Raw genomic sequence first — 25245 nt, forward strand, 5'->3', positions numbered from 1 at the left:
TCTCCTAGAGTTCGACGATGTCGACGGGCACGTCGATCATCACCACGGTGCCGGCGGCGCCGCGGACGGGGGTCAGGGTCGCCTCCAGCCCGTCGAGCAGCGTCGCCATCAGGCGGCCCCCGACGGTCTCGGGGTTCGGGAACGGCTCGTTGGCGGGCAGGCCGACGCCGTCATCGCCGATCGTCAGCCGCAGGCCACCCGCCGCAAGCTTGGTCATCCGCAGCTCGACCACGCCCTCGTCGACCCGCTCGAAGGCGTGGCGGAACGCGTTAGAGAGCACTTCGGACATCAGGAGCGAGATCCGGACCGCCGCGTCGAGATTGACGTCGATCGGGTCGATATCCTGGACGTAGCGGATGCCCGGACGCCCCTCGTGATGGGCGATGGCCGCGGCGGCACGGCTGAGGAGCGAGCCGAGGTCGATGCCTGGATGGATGTCCTGCTGGCGGTCGGCCAACTGCATGCTCTCGTAGGCCAGTTGGAGGCATTCGAGCCGGCGGTTCATGTCCTCGGCGGCGCGGGTGTCGTAGCCCGAGACCTCCTGGCCCAGTTGCTTGAGGACCATGGCGAGATCGCCCTGCACCCGCTCGTGCAGCATCCGCAGTAGGCCGTGGGCTTGCTCCTCCTCGGCCTCGGAGGCGTAGATTTCCTTCTGGATGCCAAGAAAGAAGATCGGCTTTCCGTTGCTGTCGCTGATCGGCGCGATGATCAGCCGGTTCATGAAGGGCGAGCCGTCGGCGCGGTAGTTCAGCAGATCGACCGTGACGTCGCGCCCGTCCGCGACCGCGTGCCGGATGCGGTCGACGGCGTCCTTGTCGGTGTCCTCGCCCTGCAGGAACCGGCAGTTGCGTCCGATGGCCGCCGAGCGCGAATAGCCCGTCGTCCGCTCGAAGGCCGAGTTGACGTAGACGATCGGGTGATCCTCGGCGCGGGCATCGGCCAGCACGACGGCGACACGGACGCGGCTGAAGCCTTCGAGCGCGGCGCTGTCCTCCATCACGGCGGCCAATTTGCGACTGCCGGAGGCGCCGGATGCGCGTGCGCGATTGGCCTCGGGTTGGGCCGTGCCGTGTGCAGGAAACTCGCGATCAGGTGCCATCAGCCCCTCCTCTCGGTCGTGTCGTGCGTTGTTCGATGCGTTTCTCGTGCGTGCCCTGGACGATGCGATGCACGTAGATGCCGGGCAGGTGGATGTGATCGGGATCGAGCGCGCCGGCCTCGACGATCTCCTCGACCTCGACGACACAGACCTTGCCGCACATCGCAGCCGGCGGATTGAAGTTGCGGGCGGTCTTGCGGAACACGAGGTTGCCCGTGGTGTCGGCCTTCCACGCCTTCACGATCGACAGGTCCGCCACGATCCCCCGCTCGAGGATGTAGGTCTCGCCGTCGAACTCCTTGTGCTCCTTGCCCTCGGCGATGACCGTGCCGACGCCGGTCTTGGTGTAGAAGCCGGGGATGCCGCAGCCGCCCGCGCGCATCCGTTCGGCCAGCGTGCCCTGCGGGTTGAACTCCAGCTCCAGCTCGCCCCCGAGATACTGGCGCATGAACTCCTTGTTCTCGCCCACGTAGCTCGAGATCATCTTCTTGACCTGCCGGGTCTGCAGCAGGATGCCGATGCCGAAATCGTCCACGCCCGCATTGTTGGATGCGAAGGTCATGTCCTTGGTGCCCGCATCCTTGATCGCCTGCAGCAGGAGTTCGGGGATGCCCGACAGGCCGAACCCGCCCGCGGCGATCAGCATGCCGTCGAACAACACGCCGTCCAGCGCCTCCGCGGCGGACCCGTAGACCTTCTTCATTGGCAGCGCCCCCCCGGCGGAATTCCATCGTATGCGAAGTGATAGACGACACACGGTTTCGTTACAATCACGGCTCCGACGGCTGCGACATCATTGGTGGCGCGCCGCTCGCGCCTCGACCATTTCGGCGATCCGACCGGCGGCGAAGGCGTCGAATGAAGAGTCGGGCTGACGCCGCGCGAAGGTCTCGGCGAAGGGGTCGGGGGCGACAGTCGCGCTTCCGGCCATCGTGGACAGGACGGCGTGGCCACAAAACGGCACGTAGACCTCGGAGTAGCCGCCCTCGTGGGCCATCACGAGCCGTCCGTCGCAAATGTCGCCTGCGAGTTCCATGACCTGCGCGGTCATCGCGGCGAAGGTCTCGGCGGTGGCCATCATCCGGCCCAGCGGGTCGAGCACGCAGGCATCCAGCCCACAGGCCACGATGACGACGTCCGGCGCGTGGGCCCGGATCGCGGGCAGGACGAGCCGCTCCATTGCCTGGAGATAGGTGGCGTGGCCCGCGCCGGGCGGCAGGGGCACGTTGAGATTGGAGACGGCATCGGTGTCGAACTGCCCGGTGTCGAGCGGGTAGTTGTTCTCCTGGTGGATCGAGACGGTCAGGATATCGGCGTCATTGGCGAAGATCGCCTCGGTGCCGTTGCCGTGATGCACGTCCCAGTCGAGCACCGCGACCCGGAGGCCGGGGCGGGTGGCACGGGCCCGTTCGATCGCCAGCGCAATATTGGCCAGCAGACAGAACCCGTTCGGCCGGTCCGGCAGGCAGTGATGCCCCGGCGGACGGCTGAGCGCGTAGGCGTTGGCAAGCTCGCCCGCGAGCACCGCGTCGAGCGCATCGCCCACCAGCCCCGCCGAAAGCCGCGCGATGTCGTAGCCGCCGGGACCGAATGGCGCGCGCATCCCGAGCTCGCCCCCGCCGGCCTTCGACGCCTCCTCGAAGGCATCGAGATACGCGGCCGGATGGACGCGCAGGAGGTCGGAGCGATCCATCGGAGGCGCGGTGCGCTCGGACATCTCGGCCATCAGCCCGGTGACACGCAGCAGATTGACGAGCCGACGCTTCGTTTCGGGGTCCTCGGGCAGGCCGCCGCCGCCGGCGATCGGCTGGACCAGCCCGCCCACCGGCGCCATCTGCGCGTAGTTGCCGCCGCCATGCCAGAGGCACCGCTCGTCGTGGAAGAATCCGGTCGTCATGGTGCCCAGCCTGCGCGCGGGGCAGCGAGATATTCAACGAATATCTCGCCCGAAAACTCTTCGCCGAAGAGTTTTGCGCCCCGCGTCAGAGGTCCGGGTAGATCGGGAAGCGGTCGCAGAGCGCCTGGACGCGGGCCTTCACCGCATCCTCGACCGCGCCGTTCCCGTCCGCACCGTTCGCGGCCAGTCCGTCGACCACCTCGACGATGAAATCGGCGATTTCGCGGAACTCGGGCTCGGCGAAGCCGCGCGTCGTACCCGCGGGCGTGCCCAGGCGGATGCCGCTCGTGACGGTGGGCTTCTCGTCGTCGAAGGGGATGCCGTTCTTGTTGCAGGTGATATGCGCGCGGCCCAGCGCGGCCTCGGTCGCGTTGCCCTTCACGCCCTTCGGCCTGAGATCGACCAGCATCAGATGCGTGTCCGTACCACCGGTGACGATGTCGAGCCCGCCCTTCTGCAACTGGTCTGCCAGCGCCTTGGCATTGGCGATGACCTGCGCCTGGTAGTCCTTGAAGCCCGGACGCAGCGCTTCGCCGAAGGCGACGGCCTTGCCCGCGATGACATGCATCAGCGGCCCGCCCTGAATGCCGGGGAAGATCGCCGAATTGACCTTCTTCGCGATCGCCTCGTCATCGGTCAGGATCATGCCGCCACGCGGCCCCCGCAGGGTCTTGTGCGTCGTGGTGGTGGCGACGTGGGCGTGGGGGAAGGGCGACGGGTAATGGCCCGAGGCGACCAGCCCAGCGAAATGCGCCATGTCGACAAGGAGGATCGCGCCGACGCTGTCGGCGATCTCGCGCATGCGGGCGAAGTCGATGATCCGCGGGATGGCCGAGCCGCCGGCGATGATCATCTTCGGGTTATGCTCGGTCGCGAGGTCCTGCACCTGGTCGTAGTCGAGCAGCAGGTCCTGACGGCGCACACCGTATTGCACCGCGTTGAACCACTTGCCCGACTGGTTCGGGCGCGCGCCGTGGGTCAGGTGACCGCCCGCGTCGAGCGACATGCCGAGGATGGTGTCGCCGGGGGTCAGGAGCGCGGTGAAGACGCCCTGGTTGGCCTGGCTGCCGGAATTCGGCTGCACGTTGGCGAAGGCGCAGCCGAAAAGCTGCTTCGCGCGGTCGATGGCGAGGTCTTCGGCGATGTCCACGAACTGGCACCCGCCATAATACCGGCGGCCCGGATAGCCCTCGGCATACTTGTTGGTCATCACGCCGCCCTGCGCTTCCATCACGGCGCGGCTGACGATGTTCTCGGAGGCGATCAGCTCGATCTCGTCGCGCTGGCGGCCGAGTTCGGAGACGGTGGCGGCGGCGATCTCGGGGTCGGTCTCGGACAGGCTCCGGGTGAAGAAGCCATCGTCGCGGAAGGGGGCGGTCATCGGGACTCTCCTCGGACTGGATGGCGCCTCATACGCAAGACGGGCGCGGACGAAAAGCGGCCAAAGCGGCGCATCGGCCCCGCCGCGCGACGCTTGCGTTTCCGATCGGCACCCCGCAACCCTTGCCGGAAACCGGGGGACCCCATGCCGAACCGCGCCCGCGCCATCGCCTTCGTGGCCTCGGACACGCCCGAGGCGCAGGACGCGCTCGACCGTCTGACGGACCGCTACGGCCAGTGCGTGCCGGATGCTGCAGACGTGATCGTGGCCCTGGGCGGCGACGGCTTCATGCTGCAGACGCTGCACGCGACGATGCATCTGGACGCGCCGACCTACGGCATGAACCGCGGCACCGTCGGGTTCCTGATGAACGAACACGCCGAGACCGGGCTGACGGCGCGGCTGCGCGATGCCGAGGAGGCGGTGACCAACCCGCTGAAGATGATCGCCACGCGGGCGGGGGGCGAGGTGGTCGAGGCGCTGGCGATCAACGAGGTCTCGATGCTGCGCGCGGGGCCGCAGGCCGCCCGGCTGCGGATCAGCGTTGACGGCCGGGTGCGGATGGAGGAGCTGGTCTGCGACGGTGCGCTGGTCGCGACGCCGGCCGGGTCCACGGCCTACAACTACTCGGCGCATGGGCCGATCCTGCCGATCGGGTCGGACGTGCTGGCGCTGACGGCGATGTCCGCTTTCCGGCCCCGGCGCTGGCGCGGCGCGCTGCTGCCCCGGACGGCGGCCGTGACCTTCGACGTGCTCGACCCCGACAAGCGCCCGATGATGGCCGAGGCCGACAGCCGGTCGGTCCGCGACGTGGTGCGGGTCGAAGTGGCGAGCGAGCCGTCGGTCTGCCACCGCCTGCTCTTCGATCCGGGTCACGGGCTGGAGGAGCGGCTGCTGCGCGAACAGTTCACCTGAGCGCCCGCGGCGGGCGCCGGGGCTCTGCCCCGGACCCCGAGGTATTTCGGGCCAGAGGATCCGGGCGGGAGACGGCGCTTGCGAGGGGCAGGGCGGTTTCCTAGAAGCCAACGACCCTCCGGAGACGTATATGCCCCGCACCCTGATCACCTCCGCCATTCCGTATATCAACGGGATCAAGCATCTCGGGAACCTGATCGGCTCGCAGCTTCCGGCCGATCTCTACGCGCGCTACGCGCGGGCGCGCGGGCATGAGGTGATGTTCATCTGCGCGACCGACGAGCACGGGACCCCCGCCGAGCTGGCCGCGGCCAAGGCCGGCAAGCCGGTCGCCGAATACTGCGCCGAGATGTGGCAGGTTCAGAAGGACCTGGCAGACGGGTTCCGCCTGTCCTTCGATCATTTCGGGCGGTCCTCCAGTCCCCAGAACCACCGCTTGACGCAGCATTTCGCAGGTCGCCTCGATGATGCCGGGCTGATCGAGGAGCGGTCGTCGCGCCAGGTCTATTCCAACGCCGACGGGCGGTTCCTGCCCGACCGCTATGTCGAGGGGACCTGCCCGAACTGCGGCTACGACCGCGCGCGGGGGGACCAGTGCGAGAACTGCACCAAGCAGCTCGACCCCACCGACCTGATCGAGCCGCGCTCGGCCATCTCGGGCTCGACCGATCTCGAGGTGCGGGAGACCAAGCACCTGTTCCTGCTGCAATCGAAGCTGCGCGACCGGCTGGACGCCTGGATCGACGGACAGGTGGGCTGGCCCGTGCTGACCACGTCCATCGCGAAGAAATGGCTGCATGACGGCGACGGCCTGCAGGATCGGGGGATCACCCGCGATCTCGACTGGGGTGTGCCGGTGGCCAGGGGCGACGCGCCTTGGCCGGGCATGGAGGGCAAGGTCTTCTACGTCTGGTTCGACGCGCCCATCGAGTACATCGCGGCGACGAACGAATGGGCCGATGCGGAGGGGCGCGACGATGCGGACTGGCGCCGCTGGTGGCGCACCGACGAGGGCGCGGACGACGTGCGCTACGTCCAGTTCATGGGCAAGGACAACGTGCCCTTCCACACGCTGAGCTTCCCGGCCACGCTGCTGGGATCGGGCGAGCCGTGGAAGACGGTCGATTACCTGAAGTCCTTCAATTACCTCAATTACGACGGCGGGCAGTTCTCGACGAGCCAGGGCCGGGGCGTCTTCATGGACCAGGCGCTGGCCATCCTGCCGCCGGATTACTGGCGCTGGTGGCTGCTGTCCCACGTCCCGGAGAACAACGACACTGAGTTCACGTGGGAGGCGTTCCAGACCGACGTGAACAAGGATCTCGCGGATGTGCTCGGTAATTTCGTCAGCCGGATCACCAAGTTCTGCCGTTCGAAGTTCGGCGAGGCGGTCCCGGAGGGCGGGACCCCAGGCGAGGCGGAGCAGGCGCTGGTCGCGCGGCTGGCCGAGGGGCTCGCGCGCTACGAGGGCCACATGGACGGGATCGAGATCCGCAAGGCCGCGACCGAGCTGCGGGCGCTCTGGGTCGCGGGCAACGAGTATTTGCAGGAGGCCGCGCCCTGGGCCACGTTCAAGACCGACCCCGAGCGGGCCGCGATGCAGGTCCGGACGGCGCTGAACCTGATCCCGCTCTACGCCAACCTGTCGGCGCCCTTCATCCCCGACGCGGCGGGCGCGATGCTCGACGCGATGGGCGCGGCGCCAGGCTGGCCGGAGGATGTCGCGACGGCCATGGGCGCGCTGCCGCCGGGCCACGGGTTCACCGTGCCGGACGTGCTTTTCGCGAAGATCACCGACGAGCAGCGCGAAGACTGGGCCGAGCGCTTCGCCGGAACCCGAACCTGATGCGGCTGGGCGCGGTCGCGCTGATCGTGCCGGATTACGATCCCGCGATCGCGTTCTTCACGGCCATCGGTTTCGCGCTGACCGCCGACGAGGATCAGGGCCGCAAGCGCTGGGTCACCATGCGGGCCGGCGACGTCGAGATCGTCCTAGCCCGCGCGGACGGCGCGCGTCAGGTCGCGGCCATCGGCGATCAGTTCGCGGGCCGGGTGGGACTGTTCCTCCGGACCGCCGACTTCGCCCTCGACGCCGCCCGGATCGAGGCGGCCGGCGGCAGTTTCGAAGAGGCGCCGCGTCGCGAATCATACGGCACTGTCGCGGTCTGGCGCGATCCATGGGGGAACCGCTGGGACCTGATCCAGCCGAAATAGGCGGCCCTTAACCATTTCTTAAGAAACGATCAGAGCGGCCCGTTCGCATTGTCCCTGCAAACCTCAATTATATCCCGAAAGACTTGCAATCATGGCAAAATTTGGATGGAGGTAAGGCGAATCTGTGTTTGGGGGAATCGGTCATGGGTATCTTCGCGGCTCTCGCGATCCTGCTGTTTGGCGGGCTGGTCATCGGGCTCGATGACGACGACGACAACACGGCCGCGCCGCCTGCCGGCCCCGGCGAAGGTGGCGAGGGCGGTGGCGAGGGGCCGCCGCCGGTCATCGATCCCGGTGCGCTCGACGCGATCCTCGGGGACGCGGAGGCCAACACGCTCGACGGCACGCCGAATGGCGACTTCATCCGCGGCTTCGCAGGCAACGATGTCCTGAACGGCGTCGGCGGGAACGATTTCCTCAAGGGCGATCTCGGAGCCGACAGCCTCAATGGCGGGCTCGGCGACGACACGCTCGACGGCGGCTTCGGCGCGGATCGGCTGGCCGGTGGGAACGGCGACGACGATCTCGACGGGGGCGTCCAGAACGATTTCCTCAACGGCCAGCGCGGCGCGGACGAGCTTGTCGGCGGCGAGGGTGCGGACACCTTGCTCGGCGGGATCGGCAACGACAGCCTCAACGGGATCGAAGTGCCCGACGGCAATGGCGCCTATGCCAACCGCGAGGGCGGCGGCGACAGCCTCGACGGTGGATCGGGCGACGACGACATCCTGTTCGGCGATTTCGACACCGTCACCGGGGGCACTGGCGCGGACGCGTTCCGCACGGGCGATTATGTCGAGGCCGACCGCACCGGGACGATCACCGATTTCGATCCCGCGGCCGATACGCTGGAGCTGAGCTATGCGCCGCTCGGCGCGGGCGAGACGATCCCGACCGTGACGACGACCGAGGTCGACGGCAATACCATCGTGGCGCTGGGCGGCGAGGCGATCGTGACGCTCCAGGGTGTGACCGGCTTCGACGGCTCGACCGTTTCCGTGGTCGAAGGTCCCGCCGTGGCGCCCGAGACCGGAGGGCCGCTGCCGCCGCCCGTCGTCAACCCGCAGACACTCGGCACCGCCGGGGACGACGCGATCAAGGGCGATACCGGCGACAACGACATCTTCGGGCTGGAGGGCAACGACCGCCTGACCGGCCGGGCCGGGGACGACACCCTGACCGGTGGAACCGGGGCGGACACGCTGGTCGGGGGCGTCGGCGACGACGTGATGATCGGCTTCGAGAATGTGGGCCCCGACGACGACGCCGAGAATGCCAACCTCTACGACCTGGATCTGAACGAGACGGGCGACGACGTGGGCGACCGGATGGTCGGCTTCGCGGGCGACGACATCTTCGTGATGGGCGACGCCGACCTCGCGGCGGGCGGGCCCGGCGCAGATATCTTCGCGGCGGGTGACTGGATCGAGACCGAGAACGCCACCACGGTGACCGATTTCGAGGCGGGCACGGACCTGATCAAGCTCTTCCATGAAGGCGGCACCGCGCCCGCCGTGACGGCCAATGTGGTCGGCGCGGACGTGCAGGTGAGCTTCGGCGATCAGGTGGTCATGACCGTTCTCGGCACGACCGACACGGCCGCGGTGCTGGCCGCGATCGAGGTGATCGACGGGACCTCGGCGGCGGCCATGCCGACCGCCACGGCCTTTGCGCCGCCAGCGCCGGTCCTGCCGCTCCCCTGACGGCCCGATCTCTGCTGCGCAGTCCACGCCCCCGGCCCATATGCCGGGGGCGTCGTGCGTTCGGGAACCGTCTGTCGCGCGGAACGTTACCGGAACATCCACATCCGAGGAGGATCCGATGACGCAGATGACCGACACCCCGAAGCAGGACGCGCCCGGCAACGCGGACAAGGATCCCGACGATTGGGTCACCGGCGACGAGGCGATGACCGGCGCGCAGGCCAGCTATCTCAAGACGCTGTCGGAAGAGGCGGGCGAGCCGTTCGATCCGGGTCTCAGCAAGGCCGATGCGTCCAAGCGGATCGACGCGCTGCAGGCCGAGACGGGGCGCGGCGCCTGACAGCCGGCCCGCGTAGCGGGGTCGGTGGGCGATGTCCTGCCGACCCGTCCGCCACCGGTCCGCGGGGGCAGCGACGCCCCTTGAACGCGCGCCTTCCGGTTCCCAGATCAGTCGCGTCGGAGGCCGGTTCCGGGTCCGACGTCGAACGCCCCGTCCGCGCATCGGAGGGGCACAACCTGTATCGCTTCACGTGAGGATGCACATGCGTACCTATGATTTCACCCCGCTCTACCGTGCCAGCGTCGGTTTCGACCGCATGGCCAATCTCGTCGACCGCGCCATGACGGCGGATACGGCGACGACCTATCCCCCCTACAATATCGAGAAGCTGGGCGACGACGCCTACCGCATCTCCATCGCCGTCGCGGGCTTCACCGCCGACGATCTGAACATCGAGGCGCGGGAAAACGCGCTGACGATCACCGCCAAGAAGGCGGGCGAGACCGATGGCCGCACCTACCTGCATCGCGGCATCGCGACGCGCGCCTTCGAGAAGACCTTCCAGCTGGCCGATCATGTCCATGTGACCGGCGCCAGCCATGCCGACGGCATGCTGCATGTCGAGCTGGAGCGTCAGGTGCCCGAGGCGCTCAAGCCGCGCCGCATCGAGATCGCGCCCGGAGCCAAGTCCGACGCGATCGAAGGGACGTCCGAGACCGTCGAGGTGTAATCCTTCCCCGAGACTGTGCCTTGAGGTTACGGACCGGCGCGCGCCCCCAGACGGGGGCGCGCGCTTTTTCATGGGATCAGGTGCGGCGGAGCATCTGCATCACGGCGACCATGACGATCCCGTAGACGACGTGCCCGACCAGCGCGACCCAGGTGATCCCCGTAAAGTTCAGGAAGAACGGCAGGCCCGCGATCGCGGTGATGCCGCCGATGGCGAAGACCCAGAGGCCGAAGCCGTAGATCGCCGACGGGACGAACCAGTGCATGTCGCCCACGATCCGCGTCCAGACCGGCTTGAAGATGAACAGCCATCCGATCGGGTAGCCGATCAGGCCGACGAGATAGAAATGCACGAAATAGCCCGCGAAGTCGCCATTGGGCAGGCCGAACGTGCCCAGGAGACTCTTGGCCAGGCCATGCGGCGACAGGTTCGCAAAGCCGAGCCCCGGACTGATGAGCTGCCCCCAGAGATCGAAGGCGCAGGTTGCGACGAACCCGGATATGAACATCAGCCCGAGGGTCTGCGCGTTCAGCCCCGGCCGGGCAGGTGTGGTGTCGGTCATGTCGTGCTCCGTGTGTTGCTGCGATCCGGGTGTGACACGTTGTCCCGCCGCGTGGCGACACACGTTCACCCCACGCGGCCTCACGAGATCGGGGGCAAATGTTTCAGTCGTTCGGCGTCAGAACCACTGGCCCGGCTCCATCAACCCGAGATCCATCATCTGCTGCGCCCGCCATTCGAAGCGGACCGATCCGTCCCAGCGAAAGCCCTTGATCGCGGCGCGCGAGCCGGGGTTCGTGGCCAGAGCCTTGGCCGCCCTGAAGGATGCGACCGTGGCCGTCATCGAATGGTGCCACGGGCAGGCATAGGTATTCATCTCCTCGACCGAAAGCGTGTGGTCGGGCCGCAGCACAAGGTCGGGCCGCGCCCGGAACAGCGCCGCACGGTCGATGCGGCGGCGGTCGGCCGGGACATGCTCGTCGAACCGCCAGCGCAGACCGCCGAAGAAGTCGAGCTGCCGCTCCTTCGGGCCGCTGTCGTCGTGGCTGTCGCGGCGGAGCGCGAAATACCCCGCCTCGTCCATCCATGCATCCTCGCGGTCCACGCCGACGGACCCTTCGTCGAGCGTGCCGCCATAGAGATCGATGACGAAGCACAGGATCGCGTCGCGCCGTTCCTCGGTGCAGAAGGCCATCGCCTCGCCGATCCGGCGTGTCTCGGCAAACGGATGGAACAGGTATTCGGCGTTGTAGGCATAGCCCGTCCAGGCCCCCGCCGGTCGCGCCCGGATCAGCGCGTTGACGCAGACCGTGGTCATCGCCGTCGGGCGGCGATCCAGCGAGAGGCGGTGAACCCCCTCCGGCAGCGGATCGGGCAGGGCGATCCCGGGGGGCACGGCCAGCACGATTGCCCCGAACCCCGCTGCGAGGTGATGCTGGATCGTACTTCCGATCTCGACCTCGTCCTCGCAGATCAGCATCAGCGCGGGGCCGGCCCCCAGCGCGCCGCCGCGCGCGGCGAGATCCTCGATCGAGGTGAAGTCCATGCGGCCCGTCCCGTGTTTCGCGGCACATTCGTGCAAGCCCCGCCCCCGCGCAACACCCCCGCGTTGTGGGCCGGGCCGCGCTGCGCTATTGCCGCCACGCATGCCCGCCCCCGGAGATCCGTGATGACCGCGCCGAAGAAGCTGCACGTCAAGACCTATGGCTGTCAGATGAATGTCTATGACAGCGAACGCATGGCCGAGGCGCTGGCCCCGTCCGGCTACGAGGTGACGGACCGGCCCGAAGATGCGGACCTGATCCTGCTGAACACCTGCCACATCCGCGAGAAGGCCGCCGAGAAGGTCTATTCCGACCTCGGCCGCCTGCGCCCGCTACGGGACGCAAAGCCCGGCCTCAAGATCGGCGTCGCGGGCTGCGTGGCTCAGGCCGAGGGCGCCGAGATCGTGGCCCGCCAGCCGCTCGTCGACCTCGTGGTCGGGCCGCAGACCTATCACCGCCTGCCGGACATGGTGCGCGCGGTCGAGGGCGGGGCGACCGCCATCGACACGGACATGCCCGAGGAGGACAAGTTCGACCACCTGCCCACGATGCGCACGCCCTCCGCACGGCCGAGCGCCTTCCTGACCGTGCAAGAGGGTTGCGACAAGTTCTGCGCCTTCTGCGTCGTGCCCTACACGCGCGGGGCCGAGGTCTCGCGCCCCGTGGACCGGCTTCTGGGCGAGGCGCGGGCCCTCGTGGCGCGCGGCGCCCGCGAGATCACGCTCTTGGGCCAGAACGTCAACGGCTACCACGGCGACGGGCCCGGCGGCGTCTGGAGCCTTGCCCGCCTGATCCGCGCGTTGGCGGGGATCGACGGGCTGGACCGCATCCGCTTCACGACCTCGCACCCGAACGACATGACGGATGACCTGATCGCGGCCCATGGCGAGGTGCCCGAGCTGATGCCTTACCTGCATCTGCCGGTGCAGTCGGGCTCGGACCGGATCCTGAAGGCGATGAACCGCAAGCATACGGCCGCGAGCTACGTCGCCATCGTCGAGCGCCTGCGCGCCGCGCGGCCGGATCTCGCGCTGTCGGGGGATTTCATCGTGGGCTTCCCTGGCGAGACTGAAGCCGATTTCGAGGCGACGCTCGATCTGGTGCGGCGCGTGCGCTACGCCGCCGCCTACACCTTCCGCTACTCGGCGCGGCCGGGCACACCCGCCGCCGAGAAGGACGCGCCCGAGCAGACCGTCGCCGTCGAGCGTCTGCACCGGCTCCAGGCCCTGATCGCCGAACAGCAGGCCGAGGCGCAGGCCGCGATGGTAGGCCGCGAGACGACGGTCCTGTTCGAGAAGGCGGGCCGCGAGCCGGGCCAGTTGGTCGGCAAGTCCGAGCACCTGATGGCCGTCCATGCCGACGCGCCGGACGCACTGCTGGGGCGGATTGCCCGCGTGCGGATCACCGAATCGAAGGCGAATTCACTGGCGGCGGTCCTCGTCTGACCTGCTCGGGGCCCGCGCCGCGTCGCGGGTTCGGAACCAATCGACGCCCGACGGCGGCAGCGTTTCGCAGATTGCGGGTTGATTAACGTTTTGTTCACACATTGCTTTCCCGGCTCGGCGAAGGCGGCCATAGTCGAACCGTTCTGTCTTGGTCCGCCCTGCCGGCGGCCTGTATCCCGTTCGGAGTCTGCCCCATGTCCGTCTGTTTTCCCGTTCCCACCCTCGCCGCGGCCATCGGTGCGCTGTGCCTGTCTTTCGCCGCCGCGCCGCAGGCCGGGGCGACGGGCCATGCCCGTGCGGCAAAGGCCCCCGTCTCGATCCAGGTCAGCTGCGCGCGCTACGCCCTGCCGGGCGTGATCTGGGACCGCCCGATGGGTGTGTTCCTCGATGACCTGACGAAGGCGGGCTACAGCTCGGACCGGGCCTGGGCGATCGGAAACCGGATCTGCCGCGACGAGCGCTATGTCGGCAACACTGCCGCGATGGGGCAGGCGATGCAGTACATCCTCGCGACCGAGCCGCCGCTGCGCCGCCGTTGATTCCGGCGCATGCGACGGGTTTTGGGGTTTGCACCCCCGGCATCTTTGCTAGTGTTTCCCAAGGGCCGCCTGCCAGCGCCCGGTATCTGCCGGATCTGCCGAAGGCTCGTGCCCGTGACCCAGGGTTTCACAAGGGGGGCCGCCGCGTGTCTCGTCACGGATCTTCAACCATCAGGACGGTCGCCGCCGTTCTCGTCGCCGCCGTCGCGACGCTCACGGCCCCGGCATCCGCACAGAATGTCGGCGACGTGGGCCAGGACGGCAGCGGCAATGTCTGGACCTTCATGCCCGGCCCCAACGGCGAAGGCATCTGGCGGCGGGGCCGCATCGCGCCCGGCGGCACCGAACGGCGCATCCTCGCGGAACGCTACACCCCGACGATCTGGATCGATCCGGACGGGTGCGAGCACTGGGTCATGGATGACGGTGTCGAGGGATACATGACGCCGCATCTGCGCGGCAACGGCAGGCCCGTCTGCGCCGGCGCGCCGAAGGGGCATTGAGCATGAAGACCACGCATTTCCTCGGGCTCGCCGCCTGTATCGGCGTCCTCGCCGCCTGCGACACCGACAACAGCCGCGACAAGACGGTCGATGGCCAGCTGATCGGCCGCTCCTCGCTGCAGGAGCTGACGCCCGGCATCTGGGTCGATCCGCGCGGCTGCCAGGCCTGGCTGATTGACGACGGGGTCGAAGGCTACCTGTCGACGCGCTACGACCCACAAACCGGCCTCCCTGTTTGCAACGAAGCCGTGGCACCCCCGGAATACGTGACCGGCCCGTTTCGGGCGGGTTCGGATATCAACGACCCGATTTGATCATGCGCCGGACGCCTGAAATCGGGGCCGCGGCGGAGACGTCGCGGCCCTGTCACGTTCGGGGTATCGGATCGCGGCGCGACACCCCATATCACCAGCCTGCCCCTGACGAGGAATGACATTTGGCCCCGACCGCCTCTCCCGAGACCGCGCTGGCGATCCAGCTCGACTTTCCCGACAATCGCCTGATGATCGACCTCGTCGGTCCCGGCGGCGCCCACCTGGCCCAGGTCGAGCAATTGCTCGGGGTCCAGATCGTCAATCGCGGCAACACGCTCGTGGTTCATGGCGAAGCCGCGTCCGAGGGCGAGCGGGTGCTCAATGCGCTCTATGCCCGGCTGGAAGCGGGCAAGCAGGTCGACATGGGGGCCATCGACGCGCTGATCCGTCTGCGGGCGGATGACGGCGAGGCCCGTCCGGGCGATCAGGAAGAGATGTTCCCGCCGACCCCCGGTCTCGAGATCCGCACTCGCAAGAAGACCATGGAGCCCCGCACCGAGGCGCAGAAGGCCTATACGCGCGCGCTTCTCGAGCATGAGCTGACCTTCGGGATCGGACCCGCGGGCACCGGCAAGACCTATATCGCGGTCGCGGTCGCGGTGTCGAAGTTCATCCAGGGCGAGGTCGACAAGATCATCCTGACCCGCCCGGCGGTCGAGGCGGGCGAGAAGCTGGGCTTCCTGCCGGGGACGCAGGACGAGAAGGTCGACCCCTACATGCAGCCGCTCTACGACGCGTTGGCCGATTTCCTGCCGGGCAAGCAGCTTCAGAAGCTGCGCGAGGAAAAGCGGGTCGAGATCGCGCCGCTGGCCTTCATGCGCGGGCGGACGCTTTCGAATGCCTTCGTGATCCTCGACGAGGCGCAGAACGCGACCACCATGCAGATGAAGATGTTCCTGACCCGACTGGGGCAGGGGAGCCGGATGGCGATCACCGGCGACCGCAGCCAGGTCGACCTGCCGCGCGGCGTCCAATCGGGTCTGCGCGACGCCGAGCACATCCTCGACGGCGTGTCCGGCATCAGCTTCAACTACTTCACCGCCACCGACGTGGTGCGCCATCCGCTCGTGGCCAAGATCATCACCGCCTACGAGGCGGATGACACCCGACGCGAGGCGGCCCGCGCCCTGCGCGAGACGTCGGGACGCGAATGATCGGCGCGCTGGTCGCCGGCGCCATCGCGGCGATCTGGGCCGCGGTCCATGTCGTGATCGGCGGGCGCCAGGTGGCACGCCCCCTGCGCGAGGATCGTACCCTGCCGCCGATCGTCCGAGAGACGATGTGGATGTGCTGGCACATGGTGACGGCGGCGCTCGTCTCGATGGCGGCGCTGCTCCTCTGGGGCGGCTGGTCGGGCCGGGCGGATCTGGTGCTGGCCGGGACGCTGCTTGCGGCGGCCGTGTCGGTGGCCGGCATTGTGGCGATACCGGTCCTGGGCACGACGATCCGCCGCCTGCCGCAAGGCCTGCTCTTCCTGCCCGTCGTGGCCCTGGGCGTACTGGCGCTCGTCGGATGAGCGGGTTCGACCCCGCCGCGCAGGACGCCGAGACCAAGCGGCAATGGGCTGCGTTCTCGGCCGACCCCCGAATGCCCGCCGCCGCGCGGCTGGATCTGCATTTCGTGCCCGGCCCGGAGGCGGATGCGACCGAATTCATCGGCTGGCTCGAGGATCGGGGCTTCGAGATCGAGCATTACGAGGCGGACGAGGACAGCGGCGAGGCCGAGGTGATCGAGGCCCAGACGCCGACAATGGACCTGACGCTGGACGCGATCCGTGCCGAGGAGGTGCGGACGACCGAGGCCGCGCTCCGCTATGGCTGGGTGCCGACGGGGTGGGGGTTCATGGTCGAATGAGCGTCGATGTGCTTGTCGAGGACCCGCGCTGGACTGATCTGGAGCGGCTGGCTGGTATCGCGGTGCCCGCAGCACTGACGGCCGGCGGCCTAGACCCCGACGCCCATGAGGTGGCCGTCCTGGGCTGCAACGACGCGCGCATCGCTGACCTCAACGCCGATTTCCGGGGCAAGCCGGTGCCGACCAACGTGCTGAGTTGGCCGTCGGAGGAGCGTCATCCCGACCGCGCGCCACGCGACCCCGAACTGGGCGATATCGCGATCGCCTTCGAGACCTGCAGGCGCGAGGCGGAGGCGCAGGGCAAGTCCTTCGACGCCCATGTCACCCATCTTCTGGTGCATGCGGTGCTGCACCTTCTGGGCCACGATCACGAGGATGACGACGAGGCCCGGCGCATGGAAGCGGCGGAGGTTCGCATCCTAGCCGAATTGGGCCTTCCCGATCCCTATGCAGACGATATATTGAACCCAGTCGGCGGTTGAGCCGACCTTGATGGAGGGCCGACGGGTCCAATGGACAACGACGGATCGTCTAGCGCCGCGCCCGGCGCGCAGGACGACACTCAGAGCGACGCCGAACCCGCCAATATGAGCGGCCGCCCCGGCTTCTTTGCCCGCGTATTCGGCGGGTTGACCCCCGATCCCCGGAGCGATGCCGACGACGGCGCGGAGGCGGCGACGCCGATGCCGGGCCTCCTCAACCTGCGTCTCAAGCGGCTGGACGACGTGCTGATCCCGCGCGCCGAAGTCGTGGCCGTGCCCGTCGATATCTCGCTGCCCGATCTGGTGGCACGGTTTCGCGACAGCGGCCTGACCCGGATTCCGGTCTTCGAGGGGACGCTGGACGACCCGGTCGGCATGATCCACCTCAAGGATCTGGCGCTGAACCACGGGTTCAACGGCGACCGCGAGAAGCCCTTCGACATGCGGCCGCTGCTGCGCACCCTGATCTACGCGCCGCCCTCGATGCCGATCGGCGTGCTGCTGACCAAGATGCAGACCCAGCGCATCCATATGGCGTTGGTGATCGACGAATACGGCGGCGTGGACGGGCTGGTGACGCTCGAGGACCTGATCGAACAGGTGCTGGGCGAGATCGAGGACGAACACGACCAGGACGAGGGCAAGTTCTGGCGGCAGGAGAAATCCGGCTGCTACCTCGCGATGGCGCGGACGCCCATCGACGACTTCCAGGACGAGATCGGCTTCAAGCTGGTCGCTCCGGAGGACGAGGAGGAGATCGACACGCTGGGGGGTCTCGTCTTCATGCTCGCCGGACGCGTGCCCGAGCGGGGCGAGGTCATTCCCCATCCCTCGGGCGCCGAGATCGAGGTGGTCGACGCCGATCCCCGCCGCATCAAGCGCCTGCGCCTTCGGATGCCCGCCGCCGCCTGATGCTCGTTCTACGCTCGATGGTGCCCGTCGCGGCTGGTCTGGTCGCGGCCCTCGGGCAGGCGCCGTGGTCACTCTGGTGGGTGGCGATCCCGGCCTATCTGCTCGGGGTGTCGGCCATCGCGCAGCTCCGCTGGCCCTTCCTTGCCGGGCTCGCCTTCGGCTCCGCGCATTTCGCCATCGCCCTTCTCTGGATCACCGAGCCATTCCAGGTGGACGCGGCGGCGACCGCTTGGCTGGCGCCGGTGGCGCTGGGTGGTGTCGCGCTTGGCTTCGGGCTGATGTGGGGCATCGCCGGCTGGTTCGGCGCGCGCGTCCTCGGCGGGCCGGTCGGCGTGGCGGTGGCGCTCGCGGCGGTCGAGCTTCTGCGGTCCTACCTCCTGACCGGATTTCCGTGGGCGCTGCCGGGCCATGTGCTGATCGGCTCGCCCGCGCTGCCCGCCGCCGCCCTGATGGGCGCGCACGGGCTGGGGATCGCCATTCTCCTCGGCGCCGGCCTGATCGCGACGCGGCGGGCGGTCGCGATCGCGCTGGGCCTGGCACTCTGGGTGCTCCCCTTCGGGGTCGCGGCGGTCCTGCCGCCCGCGCCGGAGACGGCGGCGGACGCGCCCGTTATTCGGCTGGTGCAGCCGAACGCGCCCCAACACCTGAAATGGGACCCGGACTGGGTCGGCACCTTCTTCCGCCGTGGCCTCGAGGAGACGGCATCCGCCGGCGAGATCGACGCGGTCGTCTGGCCCGAGACCGCGCTGCCGCAGCTGCTTCGCTACAGCGAGGACGTGCGCCCGATGATCGCATCGGCCGCTGGCGGCCTGCCGGTCGTGGTGGGCGCGCAGCGCTACGACGCGGACGGCGCGCCCCGCAACACCATGGTCCTGCTCGACGGGGCGGGCGAGGTGACGCTGACCTATGACAAGCACAGGCTCGTGCCGTTCGGGGAGTTCCTGCCGGCCGCCGCGCTCTTCGACGTGATCGGCATCGGGCCGCTGGCCGCGCGGCTGGCGGGGGTCTACGCGCCCGGTCCGGGTCCGATCACCTTCGATCTGCCCGGCGTCGGATCGGTCATCCCCATGATCTGCTACGAGGCGATCTTCCCGCAGGACCTTCGGCGCGTCGATCGGCCCGCCGCGATCCTGCACCTGACCAACGATGCGTGGTTCGGCACCCGCTTCGGGCCGCAGCAGCACCTGGCCCTTGCCCGGCTGCGCGCCGCCGAAAGCGGGCTGCCGTTGCTCCGGGCGGCCAATACCGGCGTCTCGGCCGCGATCGACGCGCGCGGGCGCCTGCTCGCGGCGTTGCCTCTGGGCGAGGCGGGCCATCTCGACGTGGCGCTGCCGGGCGAGCTGCCGCCGACGCCCTACATGGCCACCGGCGACTGGGCGCCGCTTCTGTTGCTCGTGGCCCTCGCGGGCGCGCTTTTCACCGTTCGACGCCGGAATGCGGTTGAACGGACGGGGGAACGCACATAGCGGTGTGCTCCACTGCCCCAACGGCTTCCTGACGGGGCGCGCCTAGAATACCGGAGCACCCCAATGTCATCGCGCAAGAACTTCTCCTTCACCTCGGAATCCGTCTCCGAGGGCCACCCGGACAAGGTCTGCGACCGGATTTCGGATGCCGTCCTCGACGCCTTCCTCGCCGAAGAGCCCGAGGCGCGCGTCGCCTGCGAGACCTTCGCCACCTCGGGCATGGTCGTGGTCGGCGGCGAGGTCGGTCTCTCGGACCAGGAGCGGCTCAAGGACTACATGGGCCGCATCTCGGGCATCGCGCGCGACTGCATCAAGGACATCGGCTACGAGCAGGAGAAGTTCCACTGGAACACCTGCCACGTCATGAACTTCCTGCACGAACAGTCCGCCCATATCGCGCAGGGCGTGGACGCGAAGGCCGACAAGGACGAGGGCGCGGGCGATCAGGGCATCATGTTCGGCTATGCCGTCGACGAGACGCCCGAGCTGATGCCAGCCCCGATCCAGTACAGCCATGCGATCCTGCGGCGGCTGGCCGAGGTCCGCAAGGACGGGACCGAGACCGCCCTGCGCCCCGACGCGAAGTCCCAGCTGACGCTCCGCTACGAGGACGGCAAGCCGGTCGAGGTCACGTCCATCGTGCTCTCGACGCAGCACGAGAGCGAGGACCAGAGCTCGGACGACATCCGGGCCATCGTCGAGCCGTATATCCGCGAAGTCCTGCCGTCGGGCTGGATCACCGAGGGGACCGAATGGTGGGTCAACCCGACCGGCACCTTCGTCATCGGCGGGCCGGATGGCGACGCGGGCCTGACGGGGCGCAAGATCATCGTCGACACATATGGCGGGGCCGCGCCCCACGGTGGCGGCGCATTCTCGGGCAAGGATCCGACCAAGGTCGACCGCTCGGCGGCCTATGCGGCGCGATACCTGGCCAAGAACGTCGTGGCCGCCGGGCTGGCCACGCGCTGCACGCTGCAGCTGAGCTATGCGATCGGGGTGGCCAAGCCGCTTTCGATCTATGTCGATACCCACGGCACCGGCGAGACGCCCGAGGCCGAGATCGAGCGCGCCGTCGCATCCGTCATGGACCTGACGCCGCGCGGCATCCGCGAGCATCTGGGTCTCAACAAGCCGATCTACCAGCGGACGGCGGCCTATGGCCATTTCGGGCGTTCGCCCGATGCCGATGGTGGCTTTTCGTGGGAGCGGGTGGACCTGGCGGATGCGCTGAAGGGCGCGCTCTGACGCACGGACCCTTCGGGCCGGATCAGGTGGCGGGCGCCGCCTGATCCCCGGCCTGCCAGCGATGTAGCACGTCCGACCCGAGCGCGCGCACGTCCCGAAGCCGCAGGCGCGGCGCATCGGCCAGCGCGCTGAGGCCCATCGCCCCGAGCGCGGGCACGCCCTCGGCGCCGATCGCGGCGCCGGCGGTGTAGACGTCCAGCCGATCCACCAGCCCGGCCGCCAGGAGCGACGCGGCGAGGGAGCCGCCCCCCTCACAATAGACGCGCGTGAGCCCCCGGTCGCCCAGCACCCGCAGCGCCGTCTCCAGCTCGATCTGCCCGCCCGCGCCGGTGGGGCAGGGCAGAAGCGTCGCCCGATCCTCAAGCGCGCGCATCGCCTCGGCGGGGGCGGCCCCGTGCAACAGCCAGACCGGCGCCCCCGTCCCGTCGAAAAGCCGCGCGCCCGCGGGCAGTGACAGCCGCCGCGACAGCACCACGCGCACCGGTTGCGGCAGGGTCCCCATGCCGCGCACGTCGAGCCTCGGGTCGTCGGCGCGCACCGTTCCCGCACCCACCAGCACGGCGTCGTGACACGCGCGCTGGGCGTGGACATGGGCGCGGGCGACCGGCCCGGTGATCCACCGGCTCTCGCCGCTGGCCGTCGCGATCCGCCCGTCGAGCGTGGCCGCGAGCTTCAGCGTCACCATCGGGCGGCCCCGCCTGATCCGGCTGAGGAACCCGGCCTGCTGGGCGGCCGCCGCGGCTTCGCGCACCCCGAGCGTCACCGCGATCCCGGCCGCGCGCAGCCGCGCGATCCCGCCACCATCTACGCGCGGATCGGGATCCTGCTGGGCGATGACGACCCGCGCGATCCCGGCGGCGATCAGGGCCTCGGCGCAAGGCGGGGTTCGGCCATGATGGGCACAGGGTTCAAGCGTCACGTAAGCCGTGGCGCCCCGCGCTTCGTCCCCGGCCTGCGCCAGCGCGACGGTTTCGCCATGGGGCCGGCCGCCATCCGCAGTGACGCCCCGACCGACGACGCGGCCCCGGGCGACGATCACGCAGCCGACCGCCGGGTTCGGCCAGACGCGCCCGAGGCCCCGCGCGGCCAGGGCCAGCGCGGCGTCCATCCAGGCGGCGTCGCCCCTCATGCGTCGGTGTCGGGCGGGCGCAGCTTCTCGACGAAATCCTCGAAATCGTCGGCGGCCTGGAAATTCTTGTAGACGCTGGCGAAGCGCACATAGGCGACGGTGTCGATCCGGGCGAGGCTCTCCATCACGATCTCGCCGATGGATTTCGACGGGATATCCGTCTCGCCCATGCTTTCCAGCCGCCGCACGATCCCCGAGATCATCTGGTCAATCCGCTCGGGGTCGACCGGGCGCTTCTGCATCGAGATGCGGATCGAGCGCTCCAGCTTGTCGCGGTCGAACTCCTCGCGCTTGCCGTTGGTCTTGATGACCACGAGGTCGCGCAGTTGCACCCGCTCGTAGGTGGTGAACCGGCCGCCGCAGGCCGGGCAGAAGCGCCGCCGCCGGATGGCGACGTGATCCTCGGCCGGGCGGGAATCCTTCACCTGGGTGTCGACATTTCCGCAGAACGGGCAGCGCATGGGCGTCTCCTTCGGCGACCCCGAGATGTGGGGGGCGCGACCAGCATTGGATGCGGCGCCACTCTGCCCCCCCATCGGTTGTGAGGCAAGGCGTCAGTCTGCCCGGAAATGCAGCACGACTTCGCGCCGATGCGGCCGGTCGCGATGTTCCCAGAGATAGATCCCCTGCCATGTCCCGAGGCGCATCCGTCCCGCCGTGACCGGGATCTGGAGCGAGACCGGCAGGAGGGACGCCTTGATATGCCCCGGCATGTCGTCGGGCCCCTCGTAGGTATGGGTCAGGTCTGCCATCGCCGGGTCGGTGGTCGGTGGCACGGTCCGGTGCAGCCAGGTCTGGAGGTCGGTCTGCACCTCGGGGTCGGCATTCTCCTGGATGAGGATCGAGCAGGAGGTGTGTCGCACGAACAGGGTCAGGAGGCCGTCACGCTCCGGAAGCCAATCCGCCACGCGGTCGGTAAACTCGGTCAGCCCGGGACCGGTCGTGGCGATCGACAGCACGGTCTGCATCAGGCGGGCGCCAAGGTGCCGTGGTACCGGATGACGCGGCCGAGACCCGGGGCGCGGCCCGAGACATCGAACCGGACGCCGTCCCCCTCGACCGTTTCCATACCCCCGCCCCGCCCGGCGAGCCATGCCGGGGCGATGACCGCCCCGAGGCCCGCGCCGACGATCCGGAGGTGCAGCCCGCCGGGGACGGGTTCGGGCCGCATCCGGACGCGGAGCGCCCCGATCCGTTCGAGCACGGTGCCGTCGGGCCCGGGGCCGAGATACGACCGAAAGACGTGGGGCCCGAAGCGCCGCGTCCAGACCTCGCCCGTCCCGTCCGGTTGGATCTCGAGGCTGAACGGGACGGTGCCGGCCTCGGACGGCAGGCCGATCGCTAAGGCCAGGCGCCGGGCGACCGCGCGCCCCGTCTCGACCGTTACCGTCCCGCGCCAGAGCCCGCCCGCGCCGTGCAGCGCGCGCAGTGGCGCCGGCAGACCGTCGAAGGCCGGTCCCATCCCGCGCGCGATCAACCCCGTCACGCGGCCCGGTCCAGGTCGAGGAACCGCGCGCGGACATCGGGCGCCGGGATCATGCACAGGTCCGTCCGTCCGAAGATGCGATACCGGTTGCGGGCGATCGCGTGGTAGAGCCCAGATCTCAGCGGCTCGGGCACGAAGCGCGCCGCCGCCAGCGCCCGCCACGGCCCGCCGAGCGCCGACATCGCGGCCGCGAAGGCGTCGAGGCGCTCGTGGATGCGCCCGTCCACGATCACGAGGTTCGTCTCGAAGGCGTCGGTCGGCAGCCCGAGGTCGCGGTAGAGCGCCTGCCCCAGCGCCGACTGCGCCGTCACGAAGTGGAAGCGCCCCGCCGCATCGTGACGCAGCACGAAGCGGAAGAACCCCGAGCAGAGCACGCAGACCCCGTCGAAGACGACCACGTCGCGGTCGCCGAGCGCCGCGCGCACCGGGGCGGAGAGGATTTGGACGTCGCGGGTCACGGAGGGCGAGCCTAGGCATCGGCGGAGCCAGGGTCCAGAACCCTCCGCCATGCCGGGCGCGTTGACGCAGCGCGGGCGAGGGCGCAGGCTGACGGCCTCCAAGAAACAAAGGACGAGTCCCATGAGCATCGCACGCGTGACCGAGATTTCCGCCACCTCCGACGTCAGCTTCGACGACGCCGTCGCCCAAGGCGTCGCCCGCGCCAACGAGACGCTGCGCAACGTGCAAAGTGCGTGGGTGAAAGAACAATATGTCCGGGTATCCGATGGCAAGGTCGATCACTACCAGGTCAACATGATGGTGACCTTCATCCTCGAGGACTGATCGTCGCAGGTCGCGCGGGCCGGGGAACCGATCCCCCGGCCCGACGGGTTGCACCCCTGACGATCGCGGCCGTGCTGGCCGTATCGAAGGGAGGACGACCATGCGGACGACCCGAACCGGCCCCACCCGCCCCAATTCCGATGACGCGCGGCCGGTCCCGGCCGAGAGCGATATCGGTACGACCTACGACCCCAATTCGGTAACCAAAGGCGCGGCGGGCGCGCCCGCGAACCGGCAATCGCCGCAGCCCGACGACGGCCCGACGACCCGGCCCGATCCCGATCCGGGTGCGCGGACGGACCCGGCCTACAAACCCGACCGCACGCCGGACCGTCGTCATGTCGGGACGCCGGATCGCTAGGGGCGCGGCCGGGGTCTAGCCCTTCGCGCGCGCCGTCTCGGTCGGTCGCTTGCCATCCGGTCGCGCGAAGATCGTATGGAAGCTTTCCCGCAGCGCGGTCATCACGGTCTGCACGCGGCGCAGTTCCACGGTGTCGGGATGAGCGTGGAGATACATCACACGGCGCAGATGCACGGCATTCGGCCCGACGCTTTCGAGTTCGGCGCAATTCTCCGCCAGGCAGATCGGCAGGATCGCACGCCCGAGGCCGGCCCGCGCGGCGTCGAGCACGTCGCGCGCATCGGTGGAGGTCAGGCGGATCCGCTCCTCGTCGGTTGCACGGATGCGCTGGTGCCACCTGAGCGGGGCACGGCGGGGACTATCCTCGTCGAAGAAGGACACCCAGGGCAGGCGGTCCGGATCGGTACCCCGTGCCGCGTAGACCGCGTAGTCGACCTCACCCAACGGGACGGCGAATTCGCCGGGCCGCGGCGCGCGCTCGAACCAGACCGCAAGCGTCGCCTCGCCGCGCATGGGCGACCGCGGCTCGTGCGCGATGAGGCGCAGGTCGATGCCCGGATTGGCCCCGAGAAGATCCGGCAGCACCGAGCGCGTCAGCGCGTTCAGAACCCACGGATTCCCGAGAAGGCGCAGTAGGCCGCGCGGCCCCGACGCGGTCTCGGCCACGTCGTCGCCAAGCCGCGCCACCCTGCGTTCGATTTCATGCGCGTGATCCAGTGCCCGTTGCCCCGCCTCGGTCGGCGAGAGGCCGCTGCGGCTGCGCACGAAAAGCGGAAGCCCGAGTTGTCCTTCCAGCATCGAGAGACGGCGGCTGGCCGTCGACTGGTCGATATCCAGAAGCAGCGCCGCCCGCGACAGCGAGCCCGTCCGCGCGATGGCGAGTGCAACCTTTAGGTTGTCCCAGACGAACATGCTGGCGTCGATCATCGCGGCCCCCATCCTGCGGTTCCCGCACCGTAG

General features: G+C 69.2%; 30 protein-coding genes, 1 pseudogene and 1 riboswitch. Of the genes and pseudogenes, 19 read left to right on the forward strand and 12 right to left on the reverse strand.

Annotation, left to right across the window (positions count from 1 at the left end; genetic code table 11):
• Positions 1-4: 4 nt before the first annotated feature.
• From Q0833_RS03145 to glyA, 4 genes are all read right to left on the reverse strand, one after another.
• Complete coding sequence (locus Q0833_RS03145) at positions 5-1099, reverse strand: PAS domain-containing protein (protein ID WP_298430183.1); 1095 nt, start codon at positions 1097-1099, stop codon at positions 5-7.
• A complete protein-coding gene (locus Q0833_RS03150; RefSeq protein ID WP_298430185.1) occupies positions 1089-1802 on the reverse strand; it encodes a CoA transferase subunit A in 714 nt (237 codons plus the stop codon). Before Q0833_RS03150 ends, Q0833_RS03145 begins: the two co-directional genes overlap by 11 nt.
• A gap of 90 nt (positions 1803-1892) precedes the next feature.
• The gene (locus tag Q0833_RS03155; RefSeq protein ID WP_298430187.1) at positions 1893-2996 is read right to left on the reverse strand and encodes a class II histone deacetylase; all 1104 of its coding nucleotides are present in this window, start codon (positions 2994-2996) and stop codon (positions 1893-1895) included.
• A gap of 85 nt (positions 2997-3081) precedes the next feature.
• Entirely contained in the window at positions 3082-4377 is a 1296-nt protein-coding gene (gene glyA, locus Q0833_RS03160) for a serine hydroxymethyltransferase (protein ID WP_298430189.1), read from the reverse strand.
• Between the two features lie 144 nt (positions 4378-4521).
• Here glyA and Q0833_RS03165 point away from each other — a divergent pair, with 144 nt between their 5' ends.
• From Q0833_RS03165 to Q0833_RS03190, 6 genes are all read left to right on the forward strand, one after another.
• A complete protein-coding gene (locus Q0833_RS03165) occupies positions 4522-5292 on the forward strand; it encodes an NAD kinase (RefSeq protein WP_298430192.1) in 771 nt (256 codons plus the stop codon).
• A 130-nt stretch (positions 5293-5422) separates the two neighbouring features.
• Entirely contained in the window at positions 5423-7138 is a 1716-nt protein-coding gene (gene metG / locus Q0833_RS03170) for a methionine--tRNA ligase (protein WP_298430194.1), read from the forward strand.
• Complete coding sequence (locus Q0833_RS03175; protein ID WP_298434943.1) at positions 7135-7506, forward strand: VOC family protein; 372 nt, start codon at positions 7135-7137, stop codon at positions 7504-7506. The genes metG and Q0833_RS03175 overlap by 4 nt, the downstream gene beginning before the upstream one ends.
• Before the next feature lie 143 nt (positions 7507-7649).
• Positions 7650-9209 (forward strand): calcium-binding protein, encoded by a 1560-nt coding sequence (locus Q0833_RS03180; protein WP_298430196.1) that lies wholly within the window; start codon positions 7650-7652, stop codon positions 9207-9209.
• Between the two features lie 118 nt (positions 9210-9327).
• Positions 9328-9549: a DUF3072 domain-containing protein gene (locus Q0833_RS03185; RefSeq protein ID WP_298430198.1), complete on the forward strand. Its 222-nt coding sequence runs from the start codon at positions 9328-9330 to the stop codon at positions 9547-9549.
• A 202-nt stretch (positions 9550-9751) separates the two neighbouring features.
• Positions 9752-10219 (forward strand): Hsp20 family protein, encoded by a 468-nt coding sequence (locus Q0833_RS03190; RefSeq protein WP_298430200.1) that lies wholly within the window; start codon positions 9752-9754, stop codon positions 10217-10219.
• A gap of 76 nt (positions 10220-10295) precedes the next feature.
• On the opposite strand, the gene Q0833_RS03195 is transcribed toward Q0833_RS03190, so the two are convergent.
• Both Q0833_RS03195 and Q0833_RS03200 read right to left on the reverse strand, forming a co-directional pair.
• Positions 10296-10781: a hypothetical protein gene (locus Q0833_RS03195; protein WP_298430202.1), complete on the reverse strand. Its 486-nt coding sequence runs from the start codon at positions 10779-10781 to the stop codon at positions 10296-10298.
• Between the two features lie 117 nt (positions 10782-10898).
• Positions 10899-11765, reverse strand: coding sequence for a hypothetical protein (locus Q0833_RS03200; RefSeq protein ID WP_298430204.1), 867 nt, complete (start codon positions 11763-11765; stop codon positions 10899-10901).
• 123 nt (positions 11766-11888) lie between these two features.
• Here Q0833_RS03200 and miaB point away from each other — a divergent pair, with 123 nt between their 5' ends.
• The 11 genes and pseudogenes from miaB (at position 11889) to metK (ending at position 20526) form a co-directional block, all read left to right on the forward strand.
• On the forward strand, positions 11889-13208 hold the full coding sequence (gene miaB / locus Q0833_RS03205; RefSeq protein ID WP_298430206.1) for a tRNA (N6-isopentenyl adenosine(37)-C2)-methylthiotransferase MiaB: 1320 nt from the start codon (positions 11889-11891) through the stop codon (positions 13206-13208).
• 194 nt (positions 13209-13402) lie between these two features.
• The gene (locus Q0833_RS03210) at positions 13403-13747 is read left to right on the forward strand and encodes a hypothetical protein (protein ID WP_298430208.1); all 345 of its coding nucleotides are present in this window, start codon (positions 13403-13405) and stop codon (positions 13745-13747) included.
• Positions 13748-14091: 344 nt separating this feature from the next.
• Positions 14092-14226, forward strand: a pseudogene (locus Q0833_RS03215) (OmpA family protein); the annotation flags it as partial.
• 26 nt (positions 14227-14252) lie between these two features.
• On the forward strand, positions 14253-14564 hold the full coding sequence (locus tag Q0833_RS03220; protein ID WP_298430210.1) for a hypothetical protein: 312 nt from the start codon (positions 14253-14255) through the stop codon (positions 14562-14564).
• A 188-nt stretch (positions 14565-14752) separates the two neighbouring features.
• Positions 14753-15718 (forward strand): PhoH family protein, encoded by a 966-nt coding sequence (locus tag Q0833_RS03225; RefSeq protein ID WP_298434946.1) that lies wholly within the window; start codon positions 14753-14755, stop codon positions 15716-15718.
• Positions 15715-16080, forward strand: a complete 366-nt coding sequence (locus Q0833_RS03230; protein ID WP_298430212.1) for a hypothetical protein — start codon at positions 15715-15717, stop codon at positions 16078-16080. Before Q0833_RS03225 ends, Q0833_RS03230 begins: the two co-directional genes overlap by 4 nt.
• Complete coding sequence (locus tag Q0833_RS03235) at positions 16077-16418, forward strand: ribonuclease E inhibitor RraB (RefSeq protein ID WP_298430213.1); 342 nt, start codon at positions 16077-16079, stop codon at positions 16416-16418. The genes Q0833_RS03230 and Q0833_RS03235 overlap by 4 nt, the downstream gene beginning before the upstream one ends.
• Positions 16415-16900, forward strand: a complete 486-nt coding sequence (gene ybeY / locus Q0833_RS03240) for an rRNA maturation RNase YbeY (RefSeq protein ID WP_298430214.1) — start codon at positions 16415-16417, stop codon at positions 16898-16900. Before Q0833_RS03235 ends, ybeY begins: the two co-directional genes overlap by 4 nt.
• A gap of 30 nt (positions 16901-16930) precedes the next feature.
• Positions 16931-17812: a hemolysin family protein gene (locus Q0833_RS03245; protein ID WP_298430215.1), complete on the forward strand. Its 882-nt coding sequence runs from the start codon at positions 16931-16933 to the stop codon at positions 17810-17812.
• Positions 17812-19278 carry an apolipoprotein N-acyltransferase gene (lnt, locus tag Q0833_RS03250; RefSeq protein ID WP_298430216.1) on the forward strand — a complete coding sequence of 489 codons (1467 nt, stop codon included), beginning with the start codon at positions 17812-17814 and terminating at the stop codon, positions 19276-19278. The genes Q0833_RS03245 and lnt overlap by 1 nt, the downstream gene beginning before the upstream one ends.
• 9 nt (positions 19279-19287) lie before the next feature.
• A riboswitch (SAM-SAH riboswitch) is annotated at positions 19288-19336 on the forward strand.
• Between the two features lie 5 nt (positions 19337-19341).
• Entirely contained in the window at positions 19342-20526 is a 1185-nt protein-coding gene (gene metK / locus Q0833_RS03255) for a methionine adenosyltransferase (protein ID WP_298430217.1), read from the forward strand.
• Positions 20527-20548: 22 nt separating this feature from the next.
• Here metK and ribD read toward each other — a convergent pair whose 3' ends face one another.
• From ribD to Q0833_RS03280, 5 genes are all read right to left on the reverse strand, one after another.
• Positions 20549-21655, reverse strand: a complete 1107-nt coding sequence (ribD, locus tag Q0833_RS03260; protein ID WP_298430218.1) for a bifunctional diaminohydroxyphosphoribosylaminopyrimidine deaminase/5-amino-6-(5-phosphoribosylamino)uracil reductase RibD — start codon at positions 21653-21655, stop codon at positions 20549-20551.
• Entirely contained in the window at positions 21652-22116 is a 465-nt protein-coding gene (gene nrdR, locus Q0833_RS03265; RefSeq protein ID WP_298430219.1) for a transcriptional regulator NrdR, read from the reverse strand. Before nrdR ends, ribD begins: the two co-directional genes overlap by 4 nt.
• A gap of 93 nt (positions 22117-22209) precedes the next feature.
• Positions 22210-22623, reverse strand: a complete 414-nt coding sequence (locus Q0833_RS03270; RefSeq protein ID WP_298430220.1) for a secondary thiamine-phosphate synthase enzyme YjbQ — start codon at positions 22621-22623, stop codon at positions 22210-22212.
• A complete protein-coding gene (locus Q0833_RS03275) occupies positions 22623-23141 on the reverse strand; it encodes a DUF4166 domain-containing protein (RefSeq protein ID WP_298430221.1) in 519 nt (172 codons plus the stop codon). The genes Q0833_RS03270 and Q0833_RS03275 overlap by 1 nt, the downstream gene beginning before the upstream one ends.
• Positions 23138-23599, reverse strand: coding sequence for a thiol-disulfide oxidoreductase DCC family protein (locus Q0833_RS03280; protein ID WP_298430223.1), 462 nt, complete (start codon positions 23597-23599; stop codon positions 23138-23140). Before Q0833_RS03280 ends, Q0833_RS03275 begins: the two co-directional genes overlap by 4 nt.
• A gap of 121 nt (positions 23600-23720) precedes the next feature.
• Here Q0833_RS03280 and Q0833_RS03285 point away from each other — a divergent pair, with 121 nt between their 5' ends.
• Complete coding sequence (locus tag Q0833_RS03285) at positions 23721-23924, forward strand: dodecin family protein (protein WP_298430225.1); 204 nt, start codon at positions 23721-23723, stop codon at positions 23922-23924.
• A 100-nt stretch (positions 23925-24024) separates the two neighbouring features.
• Positions 24025-24285 (forward strand): hypothetical protein, encoded by a 261-nt coding sequence (locus Q0833_RS03290; RefSeq protein ID WP_298430227.1) that lies wholly within the window; start codon positions 24025-24027, stop codon positions 24283-24285.
• A 15-nt stretch (positions 24286-24300) separates the two neighbouring features.
• On the opposite strand, the gene Q0833_RS03295 is transcribed toward Q0833_RS03290, so the two are convergent.
• On the reverse strand, positions 24301-25212 hold the full coding sequence (locus Q0833_RS03295) for a LysR family transcriptional regulator (RefSeq protein WP_298430230.1): 912 nt from the start codon (positions 25210-25212) through the stop codon (positions 24301-24303).
• Positions 25213-25245: the final 33 nt, after the last annotated feature.

The organism is uncultured Jannaschia sp. (assembly GCF_947503795.1).
Taxonomy (GTDB): domain Bacteria; phylum Pseudomonadota; class Alphaproteobacteria; order Rhodobacterales; family Rhodobacteraceae; genus Jannaschia.